15 protein-coding genes are annotated in these 16372 nt (G+C 72.8%); 11 read left to right on the plus strand and 4 right to left on the minus strand.

Annotated features, from left to right (window positions below; all coding sequences use genetic code 11):
- Nucleotides 1-40 precede the first annotated feature (40 nt).
- From rimO to ACGF8A_RS22355, 6 genes are all read left to right on the plus strand, one after another.
- Complete coding sequence (gene rimO / locus ACGF8A_RS22330; protein ID WP_393110778.1) at nt 41-1540, plus strand: 30S ribosomal protein S12 methylthiotransferase RimO; 1500 nt, start codon at nt 41-43, stop codon at nt 1538-1540.
- Nucleotides 1537-2355 (plus strand): CDP-diacylglycerol--glycerol-3-phosphate 3-phosphatidyltransferase, encoded by an 819-nt coding sequence (gene pgsA / locus ACGF8A_RS22335; protein WP_393110780.1) that lies wholly within the window; start codon nt 1537-1539, stop codon nt 2353-2355. Before rimO ends, pgsA begins: the two co-directional genes overlap by 4 nt.
- The gene (locus ACGF8A_RS22340; RefSeq protein ID WP_393110782.1) at nt 2352-2897 is read left to right on the plus strand and encodes a CinA family protein; all 546 of its coding nucleotides are present in this window, start codon (nt 2352-2354) and stop codon (nt 2895-2897) included. The genes pgsA and ACGF8A_RS22340 overlap by 4 nt, the downstream gene beginning before the upstream one ends.
- A gap of 109 nt (nt 2898-3006) precedes the next feature.
- The gene (locus tag ACGF8A_RS22345; RefSeq protein WP_152893338.1) at nt 3007-3387 is read left to right on the plus strand and encodes a helix-turn-helix domain-containing protein; all 381 of its coding nucleotides are present in this window, start codon (nt 3007-3009) and stop codon (nt 3385-3387) included.
- Between the two features lie 218 nt (nt 3388-3605).
- Nucleotides 3606-4076: a Dps family protein gene (locus ACGF8A_RS22350; RefSeq protein ID WP_393110784.1), complete on the plus strand. Its 471-nt coding sequence runs from the start codon at nt 3606-3608 to the stop codon at nt 4074-4076.
- 376 nt (nt 4077-4452) lie between these two features.
- Complete coding sequence (locus tag ACGF8A_RS22355; protein WP_393110786.1) at nt 4453-4710, plus strand: hypothetical protein; 258 nt, start codon at nt 4453-4455, stop codon at nt 4708-4710.
- Here ACGF8A_RS22355 and ACGF8A_RS22360 read toward each other — a convergent pair.
- From ACGF8A_RS22360 to ACGF8A_RS22370, 3 genes are all read right to left on the minus strand, one after another.
- Nucleotides 4673-5437: an SDR family NAD(P)-dependent oxidoreductase gene (locus ACGF8A_RS22360; protein ID WP_393110788.1), complete on the minus strand. Its 765-nt coding sequence runs from the start codon at nt 5435-5437 to the stop codon at nt 4673-4675. The two genes, ACGF8A_RS22355 and ACGF8A_RS22360, sit on opposite strands and share 38 nt — an antisense overlap.
- A gap of 32 nt (nt 5438-5469) precedes the next feature.
- Nucleotides 5470-6351, minus strand: coding sequence for an Fpg/Nei family DNA glycosylase (locus tag ACGF8A_RS22365; protein ID WP_393110790.1), 882 nt, complete (start codon nt 6349-6351; stop codon nt 5470-5472).
- Nucleotides 6352-6548: 197 nt separating this feature from the next.
- On the minus strand, nt 6549-11522 hold the full coding sequence (locus tag ACGF8A_RS22370) for an ATP-dependent helicase (protein WP_393110792.1): 4974 nt from the start codon (nt 11520-11522) through the stop codon (nt 6549-6551).
- Between the two features lie 257 nt (nt 11523-11779).
- Here ACGF8A_RS22370 and ACGF8A_RS22375 point away from each other — a divergent pair, with 257 nt between their 5' ends.
- The 3 genes from ACGF8A_RS22375 to ACGF8A_RS22385 are packed head-to-tail and all read left to right on the plus strand — an operon-like array spanning nt 11780 to nt 13667.
- Entirely contained in the window at nt 11780-12733 is a 954-nt protein-coding gene (locus ACGF8A_RS22375) for an AraC family transcriptional regulator (protein WP_393110794.1), read from the plus strand.
- The gene (locus ACGF8A_RS22380; RefSeq protein ID WP_393110796.1) at nt 12640-13362 is read left to right on the plus strand and encodes an AzlC family ABC transporter permease; all 723 of its coding nucleotides are present in this window, start codon (nt 12640-12642) and stop codon (nt 13360-13362) included. Before ACGF8A_RS22375 ends, ACGF8A_RS22380 begins: the two co-directional genes overlap by 94 nt.
- Nucleotides 13359-13667, plus strand: a complete 309-nt coding sequence (locus ACGF8A_RS22385) for an AzlD domain-containing protein (RefSeq protein ID WP_393110798.1) — start codon at nt 13359-13361, stop codon at nt 13665-13667. The genes ACGF8A_RS22380 and ACGF8A_RS22385 overlap by 4 nt, the downstream gene beginning before the upstream one ends.
- Before the next feature lie 9 nt (nt 13668-13676).
- Here the strand turns inward: ACGF8A_RS22385 and ACGF8A_RS22390 are convergent, their stop codons facing one another.
- Nucleotides 13677-14621, minus strand: coding sequence for a hypothetical protein (locus ACGF8A_RS22390; RefSeq protein ID WP_393110800.1), 945 nt, complete (start codon nt 14619-14621; stop codon nt 13677-13679).
- 80 nt (nt 14622-14701) lie between these two features.
- Here ACGF8A_RS22390 and ACGF8A_RS22395 point away from each other — a divergent pair, with 80 nt between their 5' ends.
- Together ACGF8A_RS22395 and ACGF8A_RS22400 are read left to right on the plus strand one after the other, a co-directional pair.
- Complete coding sequence (locus tag ACGF8A_RS22395) at nt 14702-14896, plus strand: DUF3046 domain-containing protein (RefSeq protein WP_393110802.1); 195 nt, start codon at nt 14702-14704, stop codon at nt 14894-14896.
- Between the two features lie 162 nt (nt 14897-15058).
- Entirely contained in the window at nt 15059-16336 is a 1278-nt protein-coding gene (locus tag ACGF8A_RS22400) for an AI-2E family transporter (RefSeq protein ID WP_393111004.1), read from the plus strand.
- Nucleotides 16337-16372 lie beyond the last annotated feature (36 nt).

Below are 16372 nucleotides of genomic sequence, written 5' to 3' on the forward strand. Positions count from 1 at the left end.
TCGACGTGGGGTGTCAGTCGGACGAAGTAGTCTTGAGCCCATGCCTGAACGCCGTACCGTCGCACTCGTCACCCTTGGCTGCGCCCGTAACGAGGTGGACTCGGAGGAGCTCGCAGGCCGCTTGGAGGCGGACGGCTGGGAGCTCGTCGAGACCGCCGAGGACGCGGACGTCGCCGTCGTGAACACGTGCGGCTTCGTCGACGCCGCCAAGAAGGACTCCGTCGACGCCCTCCTGGAGGCCAACGACCTCAAGGGGCACGGCAGAACCCAGGCCGTCGTGGCGGTGGGCTGCATGGCCGAGCGGTACGGCAAGGAACTCGCCGAGGCGCTCCCCGAGGCCGACGGCGTGCTCGGCTTCGACGACTACAGCGACATCTCCGACCGGCTCCAGACCATCCTGAACGGCGGCATCCACGCCGCGCACACCCCCCGCGACCGGCGCAAGCTGCTGCCGATCAGCCCGGCCGAGCGGCAGTCGGCGTCCGACGTGGCGCTGCCCGGCCACGGCGCCCCCTCCGACCTCCCGGAGGGCCTCGCCCCGGCCTCGGGCCCGCGCGCGCCGCTGCGGCGCCGCCTGGACGGCAGCCCCGTCGCCTCGGTGAAGCTGGCCTCCGGCTGCGACCGGCGCTGCACCTTCTGCGCCATCCCGTCCTTCCGCGGCTCCTTCATCTCCCGCCGCCCCAGCGACGTGCTGAACGAGACGCGCTGGCTGGCCGAGCAGGGCGTCAAGGAGGTCATGCTGGTCTCCGAGAACAACACCTCCTACGGCAAGGACCTGGGCGACATCCGGCTGCTGGAGTCGCTGCTGCGCGAGCTGGCGGACGTCGACGGCATCGAGCGGGTGCGCGTCAGCTACCTCCAGCCCGCCGAGATGCGGCCCGGCCTGATCGACGTCCTGACCTCGACGCCCAAGGTCGCGCCCTACTTCGACCTGTCCTTCCAGCACTCCGCGCCCGGCGTGCTGCGCGCGATGCGCCGCTTCGGCGACACCGACCGGTTCCTGGAGCTGCTCGACACCATCCGCAGCAAGGCCCCGGACGCGGGCGTGCGGTCCAACTTCATCGTGGGGTTCCCCGGCGAGACCGAGGCCGACCTGGCCGAGCTGGAGCGCTTCCTGAACGGGGCACGGCTGGACGCGATCGGCGTCTTCGGATACTCCGACGAGGAGGGCACCGAGGCCGCGACCTACGACAACAAGCTCGACGAGGACGTCGTCGCCGAGCGGCTGGCCCACATCTCGCACCTCGCCGAGGAGCTCGTCTCGCAGCGGGCCGAGGAGCGCGTGGGCGAGACCGTGCGGGTGCTGGTGGAGTCGGTCGGCGGCGAGGACGGCACCTACGGCCGTGCGGCGCACCAGGCTCCGGAGACCGACGGGCAGGTGCTGCTGACCGGAGTCGCGCAGGGCGAGGCCCTGAGCGCCGGCCGTATGGTCGAGGCGAAGGTGGTCGGCACGGAGGGTGTCGATCTCGTGGCCGAGCCGCTGGCTTTCGCGGGCGCGGGCGCCGACGGCCGGGCCGGCAGTGGGGAGGCGGGCAGATGACCGGAGTACCGGCGTCCGCCGCGGGTGGCTCCGCCCACACGAACGGCACGGCGGCGGCCTCGAAGGGGCCCTCCTCGCAGCGGGCTTCCCTCCAGGGCTCCGCACAGGGTGTGGGAGCGTCCGGTTCGGGGGCCGGTGGCGTGGGTGTCTCCGGCGCCGGCGCCACCAGCGCGCAGATGGATGCCCGGCCGGCGCGCGGCGGGAAGATCGCGGCCGCGGCGGTGAACCAGGCCAGTGTCTGGAACATCGCCAATCTGCTGACCATGCTCCGGCTGCTGCTGGTTCCCGGATTCGTCGCGCTGATGCTGGCCGACGGCGGGTACGACCCGGCCTGGCGCTCGCTGGCCTGGGCGGCGTTCGCCATCGCCATGATCACGGACCTCTTCGACGGCCATCTGGCCCGCAGGTACAACCTCGTCACCGACTTCGGGAAGATCGCCGACCCCATCGCCGACAAGGCGATCATGGGTGCGGCGCTGATCTGTCTCTCGGCGCTGGGCGATCTGCCGTGGTGGGTGACGGCGGTGATCCTCGGGCGGGAACTGGGCATCACGCTGCTGCGTTTTCTGGTCATTCGCTACGGCGTCATCCCCGCCAGCCGCGGCGGGAAGCTGAAGACGCTCACCCAGGGCGTGGCCGTCGGGATGTATGTGCTGGCGCTCACGGGCTGGCTGGCCACCCTGCGGTTCTGGGTGATGGCCGCGGCGGTCGTCCTGACCGTGGCGACCGGACTCGACTATGTGAGACAGGCCATTGTGCTGCGCAGGCGGGGAATCGCCGAGCGCAAGGCCGCGTTGGAGGAGACGGAAGGGTGAGTTCCCCGGCCGCCGAAGTGGTGCGACTACTCACGGTGAGGGGCGAGACGGTCGCCGTCGCCGAGTCGCTGACGGGTGGCCTGGTCGCGGCGGAGCTGACCACGGTGCCCGGCGCCTCCAAGGCGTTCCGGGGGTCCGTGACGGCGTACGCGACCGACCTCAAGCACGAGCTGTTGGGGGTCGACGCCACCCTGCTGGCTCAGCGGGGAGCGGTGGATCCGCAGGTCGCGGCCCAGATGGCAGCCGGAGTGCGGAAGGCGCTGGGCGCCGACTGGGGCCTCGCGACCACCGGTGTCGCCGGTCCGGACCCACAGGACGGACAGCCCGTCGGGACCGTTTTCGTCGCCGTGGACGGCCCGTTCGCAGTGGGTCCCGGTTCTGCCGGTGGCGGAAAAGTGGAGGCCCTGAGGTTGAACGGCCACCGGGCGGAAATTCGTATGGAGAGTGTACGGAGCGTACTCGCACTGCTTCTGAGGGAGCTTGCGGGCGAACAGACTGGGAATGAGCGGGCACAGGATACGGAACGGAACGGGGGGTTTTGATGTTTGCAGCCCTGAGTGAACACGACATCGCTCCCCGCACGGCCGCAGCGCAAGGCGGTACGGTGGGGCGTGAAGGATGCGGCTACGCGGTCCGAGGAGGGAGCCACCGATGATTCTGCTCCGTCGCCTGCTGGGTGACGTGCTGCGTCGGCAGCGCCAGCGCCAGGGCCGTACTCTGCGCGAAGTCTCCTCGTCCGCCCGAGTCTCACTCGGCTATCTCTCCGAGGTGGAGCGGGGGCAGAAGGAGGCTTCCTCCGAACTGCTCTCCGCCATCTGCGACGCGCTGGACGTACGGATGTCCGAGCTCATGCGGGAAGTGAGCGACGAGCTCGCCCTCGCCGAGCTGGCCCAGTCTGCAGCGGCCACCCCCAGCGAGCCTGTTCCCACGCCGGTTCGCGCGATGCTGGGTTCCGTATCGGTGACCGGTGTGCCACCGGAACGGGTGACCATCAAGGCGCCCGCCGAAGCGGTGGACGTGGTTGCCGCGTGAGCTGAGTCTCGCGTTGAAGCGCGTGCTCAGCGACTGCGAGAACGTGTGAGGCCCCGGCCAGGGCCTCTCCGGGAGGTCCGGAGAGTGCGGTCGGGGTTTTCGCGTCTTCGGGGTCTCCGCCGGGGTTCTCCCTTCGGGGCTGTTTTGCGTGCGTTTGCCGGTCCGGGGTGGCGCGGTCATCGTGGAGGGACATGACGGGCCAGCCCTACGGAGGTGCGATGTACGTCGTGAAAAGCCCGCTGTCCGACGCCGATCTGAAGACGGTCGCCGAGTCGCTTCAGGGCGCCCTCGTCGATCTGATCGACCTCGCCCTCGTGGCCAAGCAGGTCCACTGGAACGTGGTCGGCCCCCGCTTTCGCAGCGTGCACCTTCAGCTCGACGACGTGGTGACCAGCGCGCGTACGCACTCCGACACGGTCGCCGAGCGGGCCTCGGCGCTGGGTGTCTCTCCCGACGGGCGTGCCTCCACGGTGGCCGTGGGCAGCGGCATCGCGGCGACGGCCGGCGGCTGGATCAGGGACGCTGAGGCGGTCGGTGTCCTCGTGGACGCGCTGGGGGCCGTGATCGGCCGGATGCGCGAGAGGGTGGCGGCCACCGAGGCGCCGGATCCCGTCTCGCAGGACATCCTGATCGGGGTCACGGCTGATCTGGAGAAGCACCACTGGATGTTCCAGGCCGAGAACGGCTGAGCCGGTCCCCATGCGGGTCGCGTCCGGGCCCGGTCGCTGGTGGGCCTGACCTGCTCCCTTCCTGAGCGGCCCGGTGGAAGACCGCCTCGCGCCCACGGGTCGGCATCGAACGAGGTCGCCGCTGCGGCACGAGTGGTCCCTCGCCTCGGCCCCGAGGGCGCGGCCGTCGTGTGGCGCCTGCCGCACGAATGCTGCCCCGGGGCGGCCTGGGGCGTGGAGACGGCCCGGTCGACCCCAGGTGCCTCTTTTCCGTCGGTGCTGGTGAATGGTGCGCCCCTGTGCCGCTGGTGCGCCCTCCCGTGGCAGGAGGGCACGCCACTAACGTCGTCCCCGAGATGAGGACGGCCTTTCTGGCGCCGAGCTGGAGGTGACGGCCATGGCGGGGCGAATAGTGTGCTGGGGGGCCGCACTGGGACTCGGCGCGGTGTGGTGGTGGGCCGTGCTGCGGCTGGCGACGGCGCCCGACGCGGGGGCGCTGGAGGCGGCGGTCGTGGCCGGGGGATGGGGGCTGAGCCTGCTGCCGGTGCACTGTGTGCCCAGGGGGCGCGCGGCAGGCTCGCTCGGGGCGGCGGTATGGCGGGCGGTACGGGGCACCGCTACCAGGGCATGGCCACGCCCCCGTTCGGACGGATGATCTGGCCCGTCGTGAAGGCCGACGCCTCCGAGGCCAGGTGGAGGCCGGCGTGTGCGACCTCCTCCGCCGTGCCCACGCGGCCCAGCGGGGACATCCGGGCCATCACCGACTCCGTGTGCGCCAGGGCCGCGCTGTCGTAGCGTTCGGTCATGGGCGTGCGGATCCAGCCCGGCGCGACCGCGTTCACCCGGATGCCGTACCTGCCCATCTCGGTGGCCAGCGACTTCGTCAGCTGTACGACGGCTGCCTCGGCCGCGCCGTAGCACAGCAGGCCGGGGCCGCCGGTGTCGCCGGCGCCGGAGGCCATGGTGACGATGCTGCCCCGCACACCGGTCTCGAGCATCGCGCGGGCGGCCTCCTGGCAGGCGTACAGGACGCCTTTGAAATTGACGTTCAGCACCCGGTCGAGGTCCTCGTCGCGGGTCTCCAGGACCGGGCTGCTGTGCATGACACCGGCGATCGCGGCCGGCACATCGAGCCGGTCGCAGGCCGCGATGGCTTGCCTGACCTGGGCGCGGTCGGTGACATCGAGGTGGTGGGTGTGCGCGGCGCCGCCCCGGCCCTTGATGAGCGTGGCGGTCTCATGCAGGCCCGGGGCGTCGCGGTCCGCGCAGTGCACGGTGGCGCCCGCCTGGGCGAGGAGGATCGCCGAGGCGCGTCCGATGCCGCCCGCGGCGCCGGTGATGAAGGCGGTGCGCCCGGTGAGGTCGTATGCCTGTACGGCCATGCAGGGACGGTACGAGGAGTTCTGACGGGCCGTCAATTGGTTGGGCGGTGCTGGATCTCGCCGGGCGGGGCCGGGCGGGGCCTGCTCCGTCGGCCGCCGCCGGCGCGTGCGGCGCCGGGGGCCGGGGCCGGGCCGGTCTGACAGCGCGGGCACCAGTAGGTGGGGCGTTCGCGGGAACCGTCGCCCTGGTCGGCGACCCGGATGGAGGTGTTGCAGCGCAGGCAGGGGCGGGGTGCGCGGCCGTAGACGAACAGGTCCTGGCCGCGGCGGCCCGTCGTGCTGCGGACCGGGCTGTCGCGGTTGGCCTCCAGGAGCTTCTTCGCGAGGTCCGGGAGCTTGGCGGTGCGGTCGGCGGGGAGGGCGCCGACCGGCAGCCAGGGGGTGGCCCCGAGCAGGAAGCAGAGTTCGCTCTTGTACACGTTGCCGATGCCGGCGAGATTGCGCTGGTCCAGGAGAGCCTCGCCGAGGGGGCGGGCGGGGTCCGCGAGGAGGTTGGCCAGGGCCTGGTCCGAGTCCCAGTCCGGGCCCAGGAGGTCGGGGCCGAGGTGGCCCACGACGCGGTCCTCGTCGGTGGTGCGCAGGAGTTCGAGGACGGGGAGGCGGTAGCCGACGGCGGTGTGGTCGGGGTTGCCGAGGATGGCACGGATCTGGTGTGCGGGGCCGCCGGTCCAGCGTGCGCCGGCCGCGAACACCCTCCAGGAGCCGTCCATCCTGAGGTGCGAGTGGAGGGTCAGTCCGCCTTCGACGCGGGCGAGGAGGTGTTTGCCCCGGGGCGTGACATCGAGGACGGTACGGCCGGTGAGGTCGGCCGTCGCGATTTTCGGGACGCGCAGGTCGGAGCGGGTCAGGATCTTGCCCGCGAGGGCGGTGTGCAGGCGCCTCGCGGATTGCCAGACCGTGTCTCCTTCGGGCATGGGTTCAGGGTGGCATGTTCTGGAGGCGGATTCTCAGGGTGGGCCGCTGGGGGCGGTCTCCAGGGGTGCTGCGGATCGGTGCGAAGGCAGCTGTCGCTGATTGCGGGGGCCTGTGCGCCGCCGGGTTCGGGGGCACGGTCGGTCGCGCTGCCGGCCGCCACGGAGCTGTGGGACGCCGCGGGCGACCAGGCCCGCGATCATGCCCGGAGGCGCAGACCCCGGGGGGTCGCGATGAAGCCCGCCGACTCCAGGAGGGTGCCTACGGGGGACGTGAGGGCGGCGGCGCCGTTGATGCGTTCCACGGTGACCGTGCCCAGTGAACCGGCGCGGGCGGCTGCCGCGAGGGCCTCGGCGGCGGCGCCGAGACGCGGGTCGTCGTCAGGAGCGGCGTCCGGGTCGGCGGGCCAGGCCAGCAGGGTCTTGCCGCCGCGCTCCATGTACAGGGCCGGTTCGCCGTCGACCAGGACGATCAGTGAGCCCGCCTTGCGGCCCGGCTTGTGACCGGCACCGGTCGGGGGCTCGGGCCAGGGCAGGGCGGCCCCGTAAGCGTTCGCCGGGTCGGCCGCGGCGAGGACGACGGCCCGGGAGGCGGGGGTCGGGCGGTTTCCCCGTGCGGTGCCGTAAGGAGCAGGGCCGCCGTTCTGCCACGCGGGAGCCTGGGCGGCGTGGTCACGCGGGGACACGTACTCGCCCGGTGCGGGGTGGGCGAGCGGCGGCTCGCCGTCGGTGCCGGAGTAGGCGTCGTCGTCCTGGTAGGCGTGGTCCGGGAGGGGGCCGAGGGCGTCGGCGGGGGAGGGGTGGCCGTCGGCCGAGCCGGGGGCGCCGTCTCCGAAGGCGGTGGTGCCGTGAGGGCCGGTGCCGTATGTGCCGGTGCCGTGAGGGGAGCCGGCGCCGTTGCCGAAGGCCGGGTCGGGCGGGCTCTCGCCCCGGTCGCGGGCGTTGGACACGGCGCGGAGGCGGTCGACCGCGCCGTCCATCGCGAACTGCGCGGCGCCGAGGCCTTCCACCACGTAGCCGCGGCGGGCCTGGCCGCTCTCCTCGAAGGCGGACAGGACGCGGTACGTCGCCGAGAAGCCGCCCGCGACGCCTTCCGCGGCGACGGCGCCCCGGGTCACCACGCCGTGCCGGTCGAGCAGGGTACGGGCCAGGGCGTGGGCGCGGACGGTGGGGTCGGGATCGTGGGCCGGAAGCAGGGCCCAGCGGCCGGCGACGGTGGGCGGGCCGCTGCGCGACGCCGTACGGGCGGCGGCGGTCAGCGAGCCGTAGCGGCCCCGTGGCACCGTTCGCTTGGCGCGATGCGCCGTGGCGCCGGCGGTGCGGCCCGAGCCGAGCAGGGAGCGCAGCGGGGTGAGGGTGTCGTTCGTCAGCCGGCCGGACCAGGCCAGGTCCCAGAGGGCGTCGGCCAGTTGGGGGTCGCCGGCCTCGGGATGCGTGGTGGCGCGGACCTGGTCGGCGATCTGGCGGAAGAACAGTCCGTAGCCTCCGGAGAGGGCGGCGAGAACGGACTCGTGGAGAGCCGTCGGCTCCAACGGGTGCGGGGGCGGCAGCAGCAGGGGGGCCGCGTCCGCCATGTACAGGGACACCCAGCCGTCCTTGCCGGGGAGCGCGCCCGCTCCGGCCCACACCACCTCGCCGGCCGCCGTGAGTTCGTCCAGCATCGCCGGGGTGTAGTCGGCGACGCGGGACGGCAGGACGAGCTTCTCCAGGGCGGAGGCGGGCACCGAGGCACCCTGCAACTGCTCGATGGCACGCACCAGTCCGTCGATGCCCCGCAGTGCGTGCCCCCGGCCGATGTGCTGCCACTGCGGGAGGAACTGGGCCAGAGCGGCCGGAGGCACCGGCTCCAGCTCGTGCCGCAGTGCGGCCAGGGAACGGCGGCGCAGCCTGCGCAGGACCGTCGCGTCGCACCACTCCTGGCCGATGCCGGCCGGGTGGAACTCGCCCTGTACGACCCTGCCCGACGCCGCGAGCCGTTGCAGGGAGCCCTCCGTGACCGCCACGCCCAGGCCGAAGCGGGCGGCGGCCGTGGCCGACGTGAAGGGGCCGTGGGTGCGGGCGAAGCGCGCGAGGAGGTCGCCCAGCGGGTCCTTCACCGGTTCCATGAAGGCTTCCGGGACGCCGACCGGCAGGGCCGTGCCGAGCGCGTCACGCAGGCGGCCCGCGTCCTCGATGGCCGCCCAGTGTTCCGCACCGGCGATACGGACCCGGATCGCACGGCGGGCCCGGGACAACTCCTCGGCCCACTGCGGCTCGGCGCCCCGCTCGGCAAGCTCGGCGCCGGTGAGCGGGCCGAGCATCCGGAGCAGGTCGGCGACGCCTTCGGCGTCCTTGACGCGGCGGTCCTCGGTGAGCCACTGCAGCTCCCGCTCCAGCTCGGTCAGCACCTCGGCGTCGAGCAGTTCGCGCAGCTCCGCCTGGCCGAGCAGCTCGGCGAGCAGGCGCGAGTCCAGCGACAGCGCGGCGGCGCGGCGCTCGGCGAGCGGCGAGTCCCCCTCGTACAGGAACTGGGCGACGTAGCCGAAGAGCAGGGAGCGCGCGAAGGGGGACGGCTCCGGGGTCGTGACCTCGACCAGGCGGACCTTGCGCGACTCCAGGTCGCCCATCAGCTCGACCAGGCCTGGCACGTCGAAGACGTCCTGGAGGCATTCGCGGACCGCCTCCAGGACGATCGGGAACGAACCGAACTCGCCCGCCACCTGGAGCAGTTGTGAGGCGCGCTGGCGCTGCTGCCACAGGGGGGTGCGCCGGCCCGGGTTGCGGCGGGGCAGCAGCAGCGCCCGGGCGGCGCATTCGCGGAAGCGGGACGCGAACAGGGCCGAGCCGCCGACCTGGTCGGTGACGACCTGGTCGACCTCGCCCTTGTCGAAGACGACGTCCGCGGCGCCGACGGGGGCCTGCTCGGCGTCGTACTCCGTGCCCGGCTTCACCGGCTCCTGGTCCAGCAGATCCAGCCCCATGAGGTCGGCGTCCGGCAGGCGCAGCACGATGCCGTCGTCGGCGTGCATGACCTGGGCGTCCATGCCGTACCGCTCGGACAGGCGGGCGCCGAGCGCGAGTGCCCACGGCGCGTGCACCTGGGCGCCGAAAGGCGAGTGGACGACGACGCGCCAGTCGCCGAGCTCGTCGCGGAAGCGTTCGACCACGATGGTGCGGTCGTCGGGGACGTGGCCGCAGGCCTCGCGCTGCTCGTCGAGGTAGGACAGCACGTTGTCGGCGGCCCAGGCGTCGAGGCCCGCGGCGAGCAGGCGCAGGCGGGCGTCCTCCTTGCCGAGGGAGCCGACCTCGCGCAGGAACGCGCCCACCGCGCGGCCCAGTTCGAGCGGTCGGCCGAGTTGGTCGCCCTTCCAGAAGGGGAGGCGGCCCGGGACACCCGGGGCGGGGGAGACCAGGACCCGGTCGCGCGTGATGTCCTCGATGCGCCAGGAACTGGTGCCGAGGGTGAAGACATCGCCGACGCGGGACTCGTAGACCATCTCCTCGTCGAGCTCGCCGACCCGGCCGCCGCCCTTCTTGGGGTCCGCGCCGGCCAGGAAGACGCCGAAGAGACCGCGGTCCGGGATCGTGCCGCCGGAGGTGACCGCGAGGCGTTGCGCGCCCGGGCGGCCGGTGATCGTGCCCGTGACGCGGTCCCACACCACGCGCGGGCGCAGCTCCGCGAACGCGTCCGACGGGTAGCGGCCGGCGAGCATGTCGAGGACGGCGGTGAAGGCCGACTCGGGGAGCGAGGCGAAGGGGGCGGCGCGGCGCACCAGGGCGAGCAGGTCGTCCACCTGCCAGGTGTCCATCGACGTCATGGCGACGAGCTGCTGGGCCAGGACGTCGAGGGGGTTGGCGGGGACTCTCAGGGATTCGATCTCGCCGGTGCGCATCCGCTCGGTGACCACTGCCGCCTGGAGCAGGTCACCGCGGTACTTCGGGAAGACCACGCCGGTGGAGACCGCGCCGACCTGGTGCCCCGCGCGGCCGACGCGCTGGAGGCCGGAGGCCACCGACGGGGGGGACTCGACCTGGACGACGAGGTCCACGGCGCCCATGTCGATGCCGAGTTCGAGACTGGAGGTGGCGACGACTGCCGGGAGACGGCCCGCCTTGAGGTCCTCCTCGACCAGGGAGCGCTGTTCCTTCGAGACGGAGCCGTGGTGGGCGCGGGCAAGGACGGGCGGGGCGCCCTGGGCGGCGCCGGAACCGCCCATGAGGTCGGCCGGGGAGTGGTGTTCGTCGAGGGGCTCGCCGGTCGCACGCTCGTACGCGATCTCGTTGAGGCGGTTGCAGAGGCGCTCCGCCAGGCGGCGGGAGTTGGCGAAGACGATGGTGGAGCGGTGGGACTGGACCAGGTCGGCGATGCGCTCCTCCACATGCGGCCAGATGGACGGGCGGTCACCGCCCTCGGGGCCGCTGTCGGACGCCGGGGAGCCGCCCAGTTCGCCCATGTCCTCGACCGGCACCACGACCGAGAGGTCGAACTCCTTGCCGGACTTCGGCTGGACGATCTCCACCCTGCGGCGGGGCGAGAGGAACCGGGCGATCTCGTCCACCGGGCGGACGGTGGCGGAGAGACCGATGCGGCGGGCCGGCTTCGGCAGGAGCTCGTCCAGGCGCTCCAGGGAGAGGGCGAGGTGGGCGCCTCGCTTGGTGCCGGCCACGGCGTGCACCTCGTCGAGGATGATCGTCTCGACGCCGGTCAGGGCCTCGCGGGTGGCCGACGTGAGCATCAGGAACAGGGACTCGGGTGTGGTGATCAGGATGTCCGGGGGGCGGGTGGACAGCGCACGGCGCTCCGCGGCCGGCGTGTCGCCGGAGCGGATACCCACCTTGACGTCCGGCTCGGCCAGGCCCAGGCGGACGGACTCCTGGCGAATGCCGGTGAGGGGGCTGCGGAGGTTGCGCTCGACGTCGACGGCGAGGGCTTTGAGCGGGGAGACGTAGAGGACGCGGCAGCGCTTCCTGGGGTCGGCGGGGTGGGGGGCCGAGGTGAGCTGGTCGAGGGCGGCGAGGAAGGCGGCCAGGGTCTTGCCCGAGCCGGTGGGGGCCACGACCAGGACGTCCGAGCCCTCGCCGATGGCCTGCCACGCGCCCGCCTGGGCTGCGGTGGGCGCGGAGAAGGCCCCCGTGAACCAGCCGCGGGTCGCGGGGGAGAAGCCCTCCAGGGCTCGGTGCGTGGAGCTCGCCATGCGTCCATCCTGCACCTCGGCACTGACAATGGGGTTGAGCTGGAGGTTTGTGCGGGGGAGGTGCCTGTGGCGGTGCGGGTGGCGTTTCAGGGTGCGGGGGTGCGGGGGTGCGGGGGTGCGGGGGTGTGGGGTGCCGGATGCGGGTTGACGCGCCGACCGCTGCGGGCGGACACCCCCGGCACGTCCCCTGCCCGCCGTGCGAGAGCGTGGGCGGCGGGGCCCCCGCCGTCATCGGCCGGGTGACGGAGAATGACGTCATGGGGTCGGGTGAGCGCGCGCGGCACTGGCAGTACCCGGAGCTGCCCGGTGTGGATCTGCTGCGTGCCCGGTACGTGCGGAAGACCTTTGTGCGGCACACGCACGAGCACTTCGTGATCGCCGCCATCGCGGACGGGGTGGAGGTCTTTCACCACGGTGGGGGCGATCAGTACGCGGGGGCCGGGGCGCTGGCGCTGGTCAATCCCGACACGCCGCACACCGGACGGGCCGGGGTGCCGCAGGGGTGGCGGTACGGGGCTGTCTATCCCTCGCCGGACCTGGTGGCGGAGATAGCTGCCGAGACGACGGTGATCCGGGGCACCCCCGGATTTGTGCGGCCGGTACTCGAGGATCCGTACGCGGTGGGACTGGTGCATCAGGTCCTGCGTGCCGCGGACGAGGGAAACGCCCTCGCCGCCGACACGCTTCTGCGGGTCGCGGTGACGCGGCTGCTGCGGCTGAACGGGGGGCCGCTGCCGCAGCGGGAGGTGCGGACGGCGGGGGCCCGGACCGCGGCACGCGCGCGGGAGGTGCTGGAGGCGCGGATGGCCGAGCCGCCAGGCCTGGAGAGGCTTGCGGAGGAGCTCGGGACCAGCCCGTTCGCGTTGCTGCGTGCGTTCCGCGAGTCGTACGGGATGCCGCCCCACACCTGGCTGACCGATGCCCGGGTGCGGCGGGCGCGTCGGCTGCTCGACAGGGGGACGGCGCCCGCGGAGGCCGCCGCACTGGTGGGGTTCACGGACCAGCCTCACCTGAACCGGCACTTCAGCCGGATCGTCGGGGTGCCACCGGGGGCCTACCAGCGGGAGCGCAAGAACGTACAAGACGCCACCGGGCGGGTGCGCCTACCGTCCGACGCGTGGCAGATCAGACAGCTCTCGCAGACATACGCACCGATGGACGGCCGGACGCCGCCGTCGTACGGGACGCCCTCGGCGTCGGAGTCGCCGTAGGACTGTCGGGGTTCGCCTTCGGGGTGACTTCGGCGGGCAGCGGGCTCACGCTGTGGCAGACGTGTGCGCTCAGTTTGCTGGTTTTCACCGGGGCCTCCCAGTTCGCGCTGGTGGGGGCGCTCGCCGCGGGCGGCAATCCGTTCACGGCGGCCGCGGGCGCCTTCTTCCTCGGCGTGCGGAACGCTTTCTACGGGCTGCGCCTGTCGCAGTTGCTTGCCCTCCCGCGCGCGGTGCGCCCGTTCGCCGCGCAGTGGGTGATCGACGAGACGGCCGCGGTCGCGCTGGCGCAGCCCACGCGGCGCAGCGTCCGGATCGGTTTCACGGTGACCGGCCTCAGCCTGTACGTGCTGTGGAACCTGACCACGCTGCTCGGCGCGCTGGGGGCCGAGGCCATCGGCGACACGGCCGCATGGGGACTCGACGCGGCCGGGCCGGCGGTCTTCCTGGCGTTGCTGGCGCCGATGCTGACGAGCGCGACCGAGCGGGTGGTCGCCGGGCTCGCCGTCCTTCTGGGGCTGGGGCTGTTGCCGGTGCTGCCCGCCGGTCTGCCGGTGCTGGTGGCCGCGCTGGCGGCACCGGTCGTGCTGTGGATGCGGGGGCGTCGCGCGGGACGGGAGCAGGTTCGTTGAACGTCTGGATCGCGATCGGTGTCACCGCCGTCAGCTGTTACGCCGTGAAGCTCGCCGGGCTGCTGGTGCCGGCCGGCGTGCTGGAGCGGCCCCTCGTCAGGCAGCTCGCCGCGCTGCTGCCGGTTGCCCTGCTCGCCGCCCTCACGGCCCAGCAGACGTTCGCCGACGGGCGGGCGCTGGTGCTGGACGCGCGGGCCGCGGGGGTCGCCGCGGCCGCCGTGGCGCTGATGCTGCGTGCTCCCTTTCTCCTGGTCGTCGCGGCGGCTGTCGTGGTGACGGCGGGGGTACGGGCGATCGGTGGGTGAGGTGCGGAGTCAGCCGATGGGCCGGGCGTAGGACCTGAGGGTGCGCAGGGCCTGGATGGTGGCCAGGGGGCGGGCCTCCAGAGCGGGGGCGGGGGCCCAGCGGCGCCGGCGGATGGGCCAGCCACCGTCCTGCTGCTGCTGGCTCGCGAGGAGGTCCAGGGAGCGTTCCATCTCGTCGTCCGTGAACCACGCGCGCGCGAGGGAGTGCGGCGTCCCGGCGTAGTCGTGCGGGAAGTGGTGCTCGCCGGGGGCGTACCCCGGAGCGACGGGGCAGGTGTCCGGATGCCCGGGATCGAATGCGGCGAGGCGGTGTTCGCGGACCAGCCGGCCCAGACGGTCGGCGGCCGCCTCCGCGCGCGGGCGGTCGGGCGCGGAGTCCAGGAAGGTCACGGCCGCCTGGATCTCGTAGGGATGGGACGGTTCCAGGGACTCGACGGCCTGCCAGCAGAAGTCGGTGGCCCGGAACAGCCAGGCGTGCCATACCTCGTTGCGGTGCAGGACGCCCACCACCGGCCCGGTGGCGAGGAGTTCGCTCGGCGGATCGTCGACGACCGGTACGAAGGGGGCCGCCGGATAGCCGCGCTGGCTGGGATGGACCGTCGGCAGGGCGCCGTCCGGGGCGGAGACGGACGTCAGATAGCGGCACACCCGCTCCACGCGCTGGCCGCCGCAGCGCCCGACGGCGTCCAGCACGTGCAGGGCGTGCGCGGTGTGCAGCGGCTGGCTGACCGGACCGCGCAGATCGGGTTCCAGGGCGTGGCCGTATCCGCCGTCCTGGTTGCGGTAGGCGTCCAGTGCCGTCTCGACCGGGTCGGCGCCGCCGTGGAGGAAGTGGTACGCGAAGAGGCGCTGCTCCAGCACGCGCGCGGTGAGCCAGACGAACTGCTCGGCGCGGAACAGCGGGGAGTGCGCCGGGGGCGTCGGGGGGAGTGGTGAAGCTCCTGTTTCGGCCATGGCTCAGACCGTAGGACGCAAAGCGGTCTCGGCAGGTGCTCCCGGCTCGGGCCCACTCTCAGGGGCGGGATACTGGTGTCATGAGGTTGACGGTCTTCTGGGAGCGGATGGCGGAGCACTTCGGTACGGGCTACGCCGACACCTTCGCGCGCGATCACGTGATGTCGGAGCTCGGCGAACGCACCGTGTACCAGGCACTCGACGCCGGCTGGGAGGCCAGGGATGTGTGGCGTGTGGTCTGCGCGGTCATGAACGTGCCGCAGGAAAGGCGCTGAGCTGTCACGAAGATCGCAGGACGTCACCCGATTGCCGGTGGCGTGAGTGAGACTTGCATCGTGGCAGACGAGACAGGGCAGGCAGCCCCGCACGCATCTCCCTCCGGCACGGCGCCGCCGCCCCGGCCCACCGCCGGTGGTGGCGGGGCTCCCGGCGGGCGCATGCCGCGCTGGCTGCCGCGCGCCATGGTCCTGGCGCTCGCCCTGGTCGCCGTGTTCCAGCTGGGCAGTTGGGCCTTCCACCAGCTCACCGGACTGCTGATCAACGTCCTGATCGCGTTCTTCCTGGCTCTCGCCATCGAGCCCGCCGTGAGCTGGATGGCCTCGCGCGGAATGCGCAGGGGGCTGGGCACGGGCGTGGTCTTCCTCGCTGTGATAATCCTCTCGGCGGGCTTCGTCACACTGCTCGGCTCCATGCTCGCGGGCCAGATCATCACGATGGTCGAGGGCTTCCCGGGTTACCTCGACTCCGTCATCAACTGGATCAACACGCACTTCAAGACCGAGCTGAGACGCGTGGACATCCAGGAGGGCGTGCTCCGCTCCGACTGGCTGCGCAACTACGTGCAGAACAGCGCGACCGGTGTCCTCGACGTGTCCGCGCAGGTGCTCGGGGGCCTGTTCCAGTTGCTGACGATCACCCTGTTCGCGTTCTACTTCGCCGCCGACGGCCCGCGGCTGCGCCGCGCGCTGTGCTCCGTGCTGCCGCCCGCCCGGCAGGCCGAGGTGCTGCGCGCGTGGGAGATCGCCGTCAACAAGACCGGCGGCTATCTCTACTCGCGTGGTCTGATGGCGCTCATCTCGGGAGTGGCGCACTTCTTACTGCTGGAGATCCTGGGCGTGCCGTACGCGCCCGTGCTGGCCGCCTGGGTGGGGCTGGTGTCGCAGTTCATCCCCACCATCGGTACGTATCTCGCGGGCGCCCTGCCCATGCTGATCGCCTTCACGGTCGATCCCTGGTACGCGCTGTGGGTACTGATCTTCGTCGTGATCTACCAGCAGTTCGAGAACTACGTGCTGCAGCCCAAGCTGACCTCCAAGACCGTCGACATCCACCCCGCGGTGGCCTTCGGGTCGGTCGTCGCGGGCACCGCCCTGCTCGGCGCGGTCGGTGCGTTGATCGCCATCCCGGCGATCGCGACGCTCCAGGCGTTCCTCGGCGCGTATGTGAAGCGGTACGACGTCACGGACGACCCTCGGGTCCACGGGCACCGCAGACAGGCACCGGGGACCCGGCTGGTCACGCGTGCGCGGCGGGTGTGGGTGGGGCTGCGGACGGCGGAGTCCGGGGGGCCGGGGAGCGGTGCGGATCGTTCTTCTGGGGCTTCTGGGGCTTCTGGGGCTTCTGGGGCTTCGGGGGCTTCGGGGGTGGTCTCGGGAGCAGGGGCTTCGGGGGTTTCGGGCGAGCAGAGGGAAGGCGCCGCGGACGAACGGTCGTGACGGGCGGCGCGGCCTGAGTACGTACTGACGTCCGAC

It is taken from the genome of Streptomyces sp. NPDC047706, from assembly GCF_043204795.1.
Classification (GTDB): Bacteria; Actinomycetota; Actinomycetes; order Streptomycetales; family Streptomycetaceae; genus Streptomyces.

What these genes read in the sequence shown, in the direction of transcription:
- rimO (WP_393110778.1), top strand. Translation starts at nt 41, where the DNA reads ATGCCTGAACGCCGTACCGTCGCACTCGTCACCCTTGGCTGCGCCCGT.
- pgsA (WP_393110780.1), top strand. Translation starts at nt 1,537, where the DNA reads ATGACCGGAGTACCGGCGTCCGCCGCGGGTGGCTCCGCCCACACGAAC.
- ACGF8A_RS22345 (WP_152893338.1), top strand. Translation starts at nt 3,007, where the DNA reads ATGATTCTGCTCCGTCGCCTGCTGGGTGACGTGCTGCGTCGGCAGCGC.
- ACGF8A_RS22350 (WP_393110784.1), top strand. Translation starts at nt 3,606, where the DNA reads ATGTACGTCGTGAAAAGCCCGCTGTCCGACGCCGATCTGAAGACGGTC.
- ACGF8A_RS22355 (WP_393110786.1), top strand. Translation starts at nt 4,453, where the DNA reads ATGGCGGGGCGAATAGTGTGCTGGGGGGCCGCACTGGGACTCGGCGCG.
- ACGF8A_RS22360 (WP_393110788.1), bottom strand. Translation starts at nt 5,437, where the DNA reads ATGGCCGTACAGGCATACGACCTCACCGGGCGCACCGCCTTCATCACC.
- ACGF8A_RS22365 (WP_393110790.1), bottom strand. Translation starts at nt 6,351, where the DNA reads ATGCCCGAAGGAGACACGGTCTGGCAATCCGCGAGGCGCCTGCACACC.
- ACGF8A_RS22370 (WP_393110792.1), bottom strand. Translation starts at nt 11,522, where the DNA reads ATGGCGAGCTCCACGCACCGAGCCCTGGAGGGCTTCTCCCCCGCGACC.
- ACGF8A_RS22375 (WP_393110794.1), top strand. Translation starts at nt 11,780, where the DNA reads ATGGGGTCGGGTGAGCGCGCGCGGCACTGGCAGTACCCGGAGCTGCCC.
- ACGF8A_RS22390 (WP_393110800.1), bottom strand. Translation starts at nt 14,621, where the DNA reads ATGGCCGAAACAGGAGCTTCACCACTCCCCCCGACGCCCCCGGCGCAC.
- ACGF8A_RS22395 (WP_393110802.1), top strand. Translation starts at nt 14,702, where the DNA reads ATGAGGTTGACGGTCTTCTGGGAGCGGATGGCGGAGCACTTCGGTACG.
- ACGF8A_RS22400 (WP_393111004.1), top strand. Translation starts at nt 15,059, where the DNA reads ATGCCGCGCTGGCTGCCGCGCGCCATGGTCCTGGCGCTCGCCCTGGTC.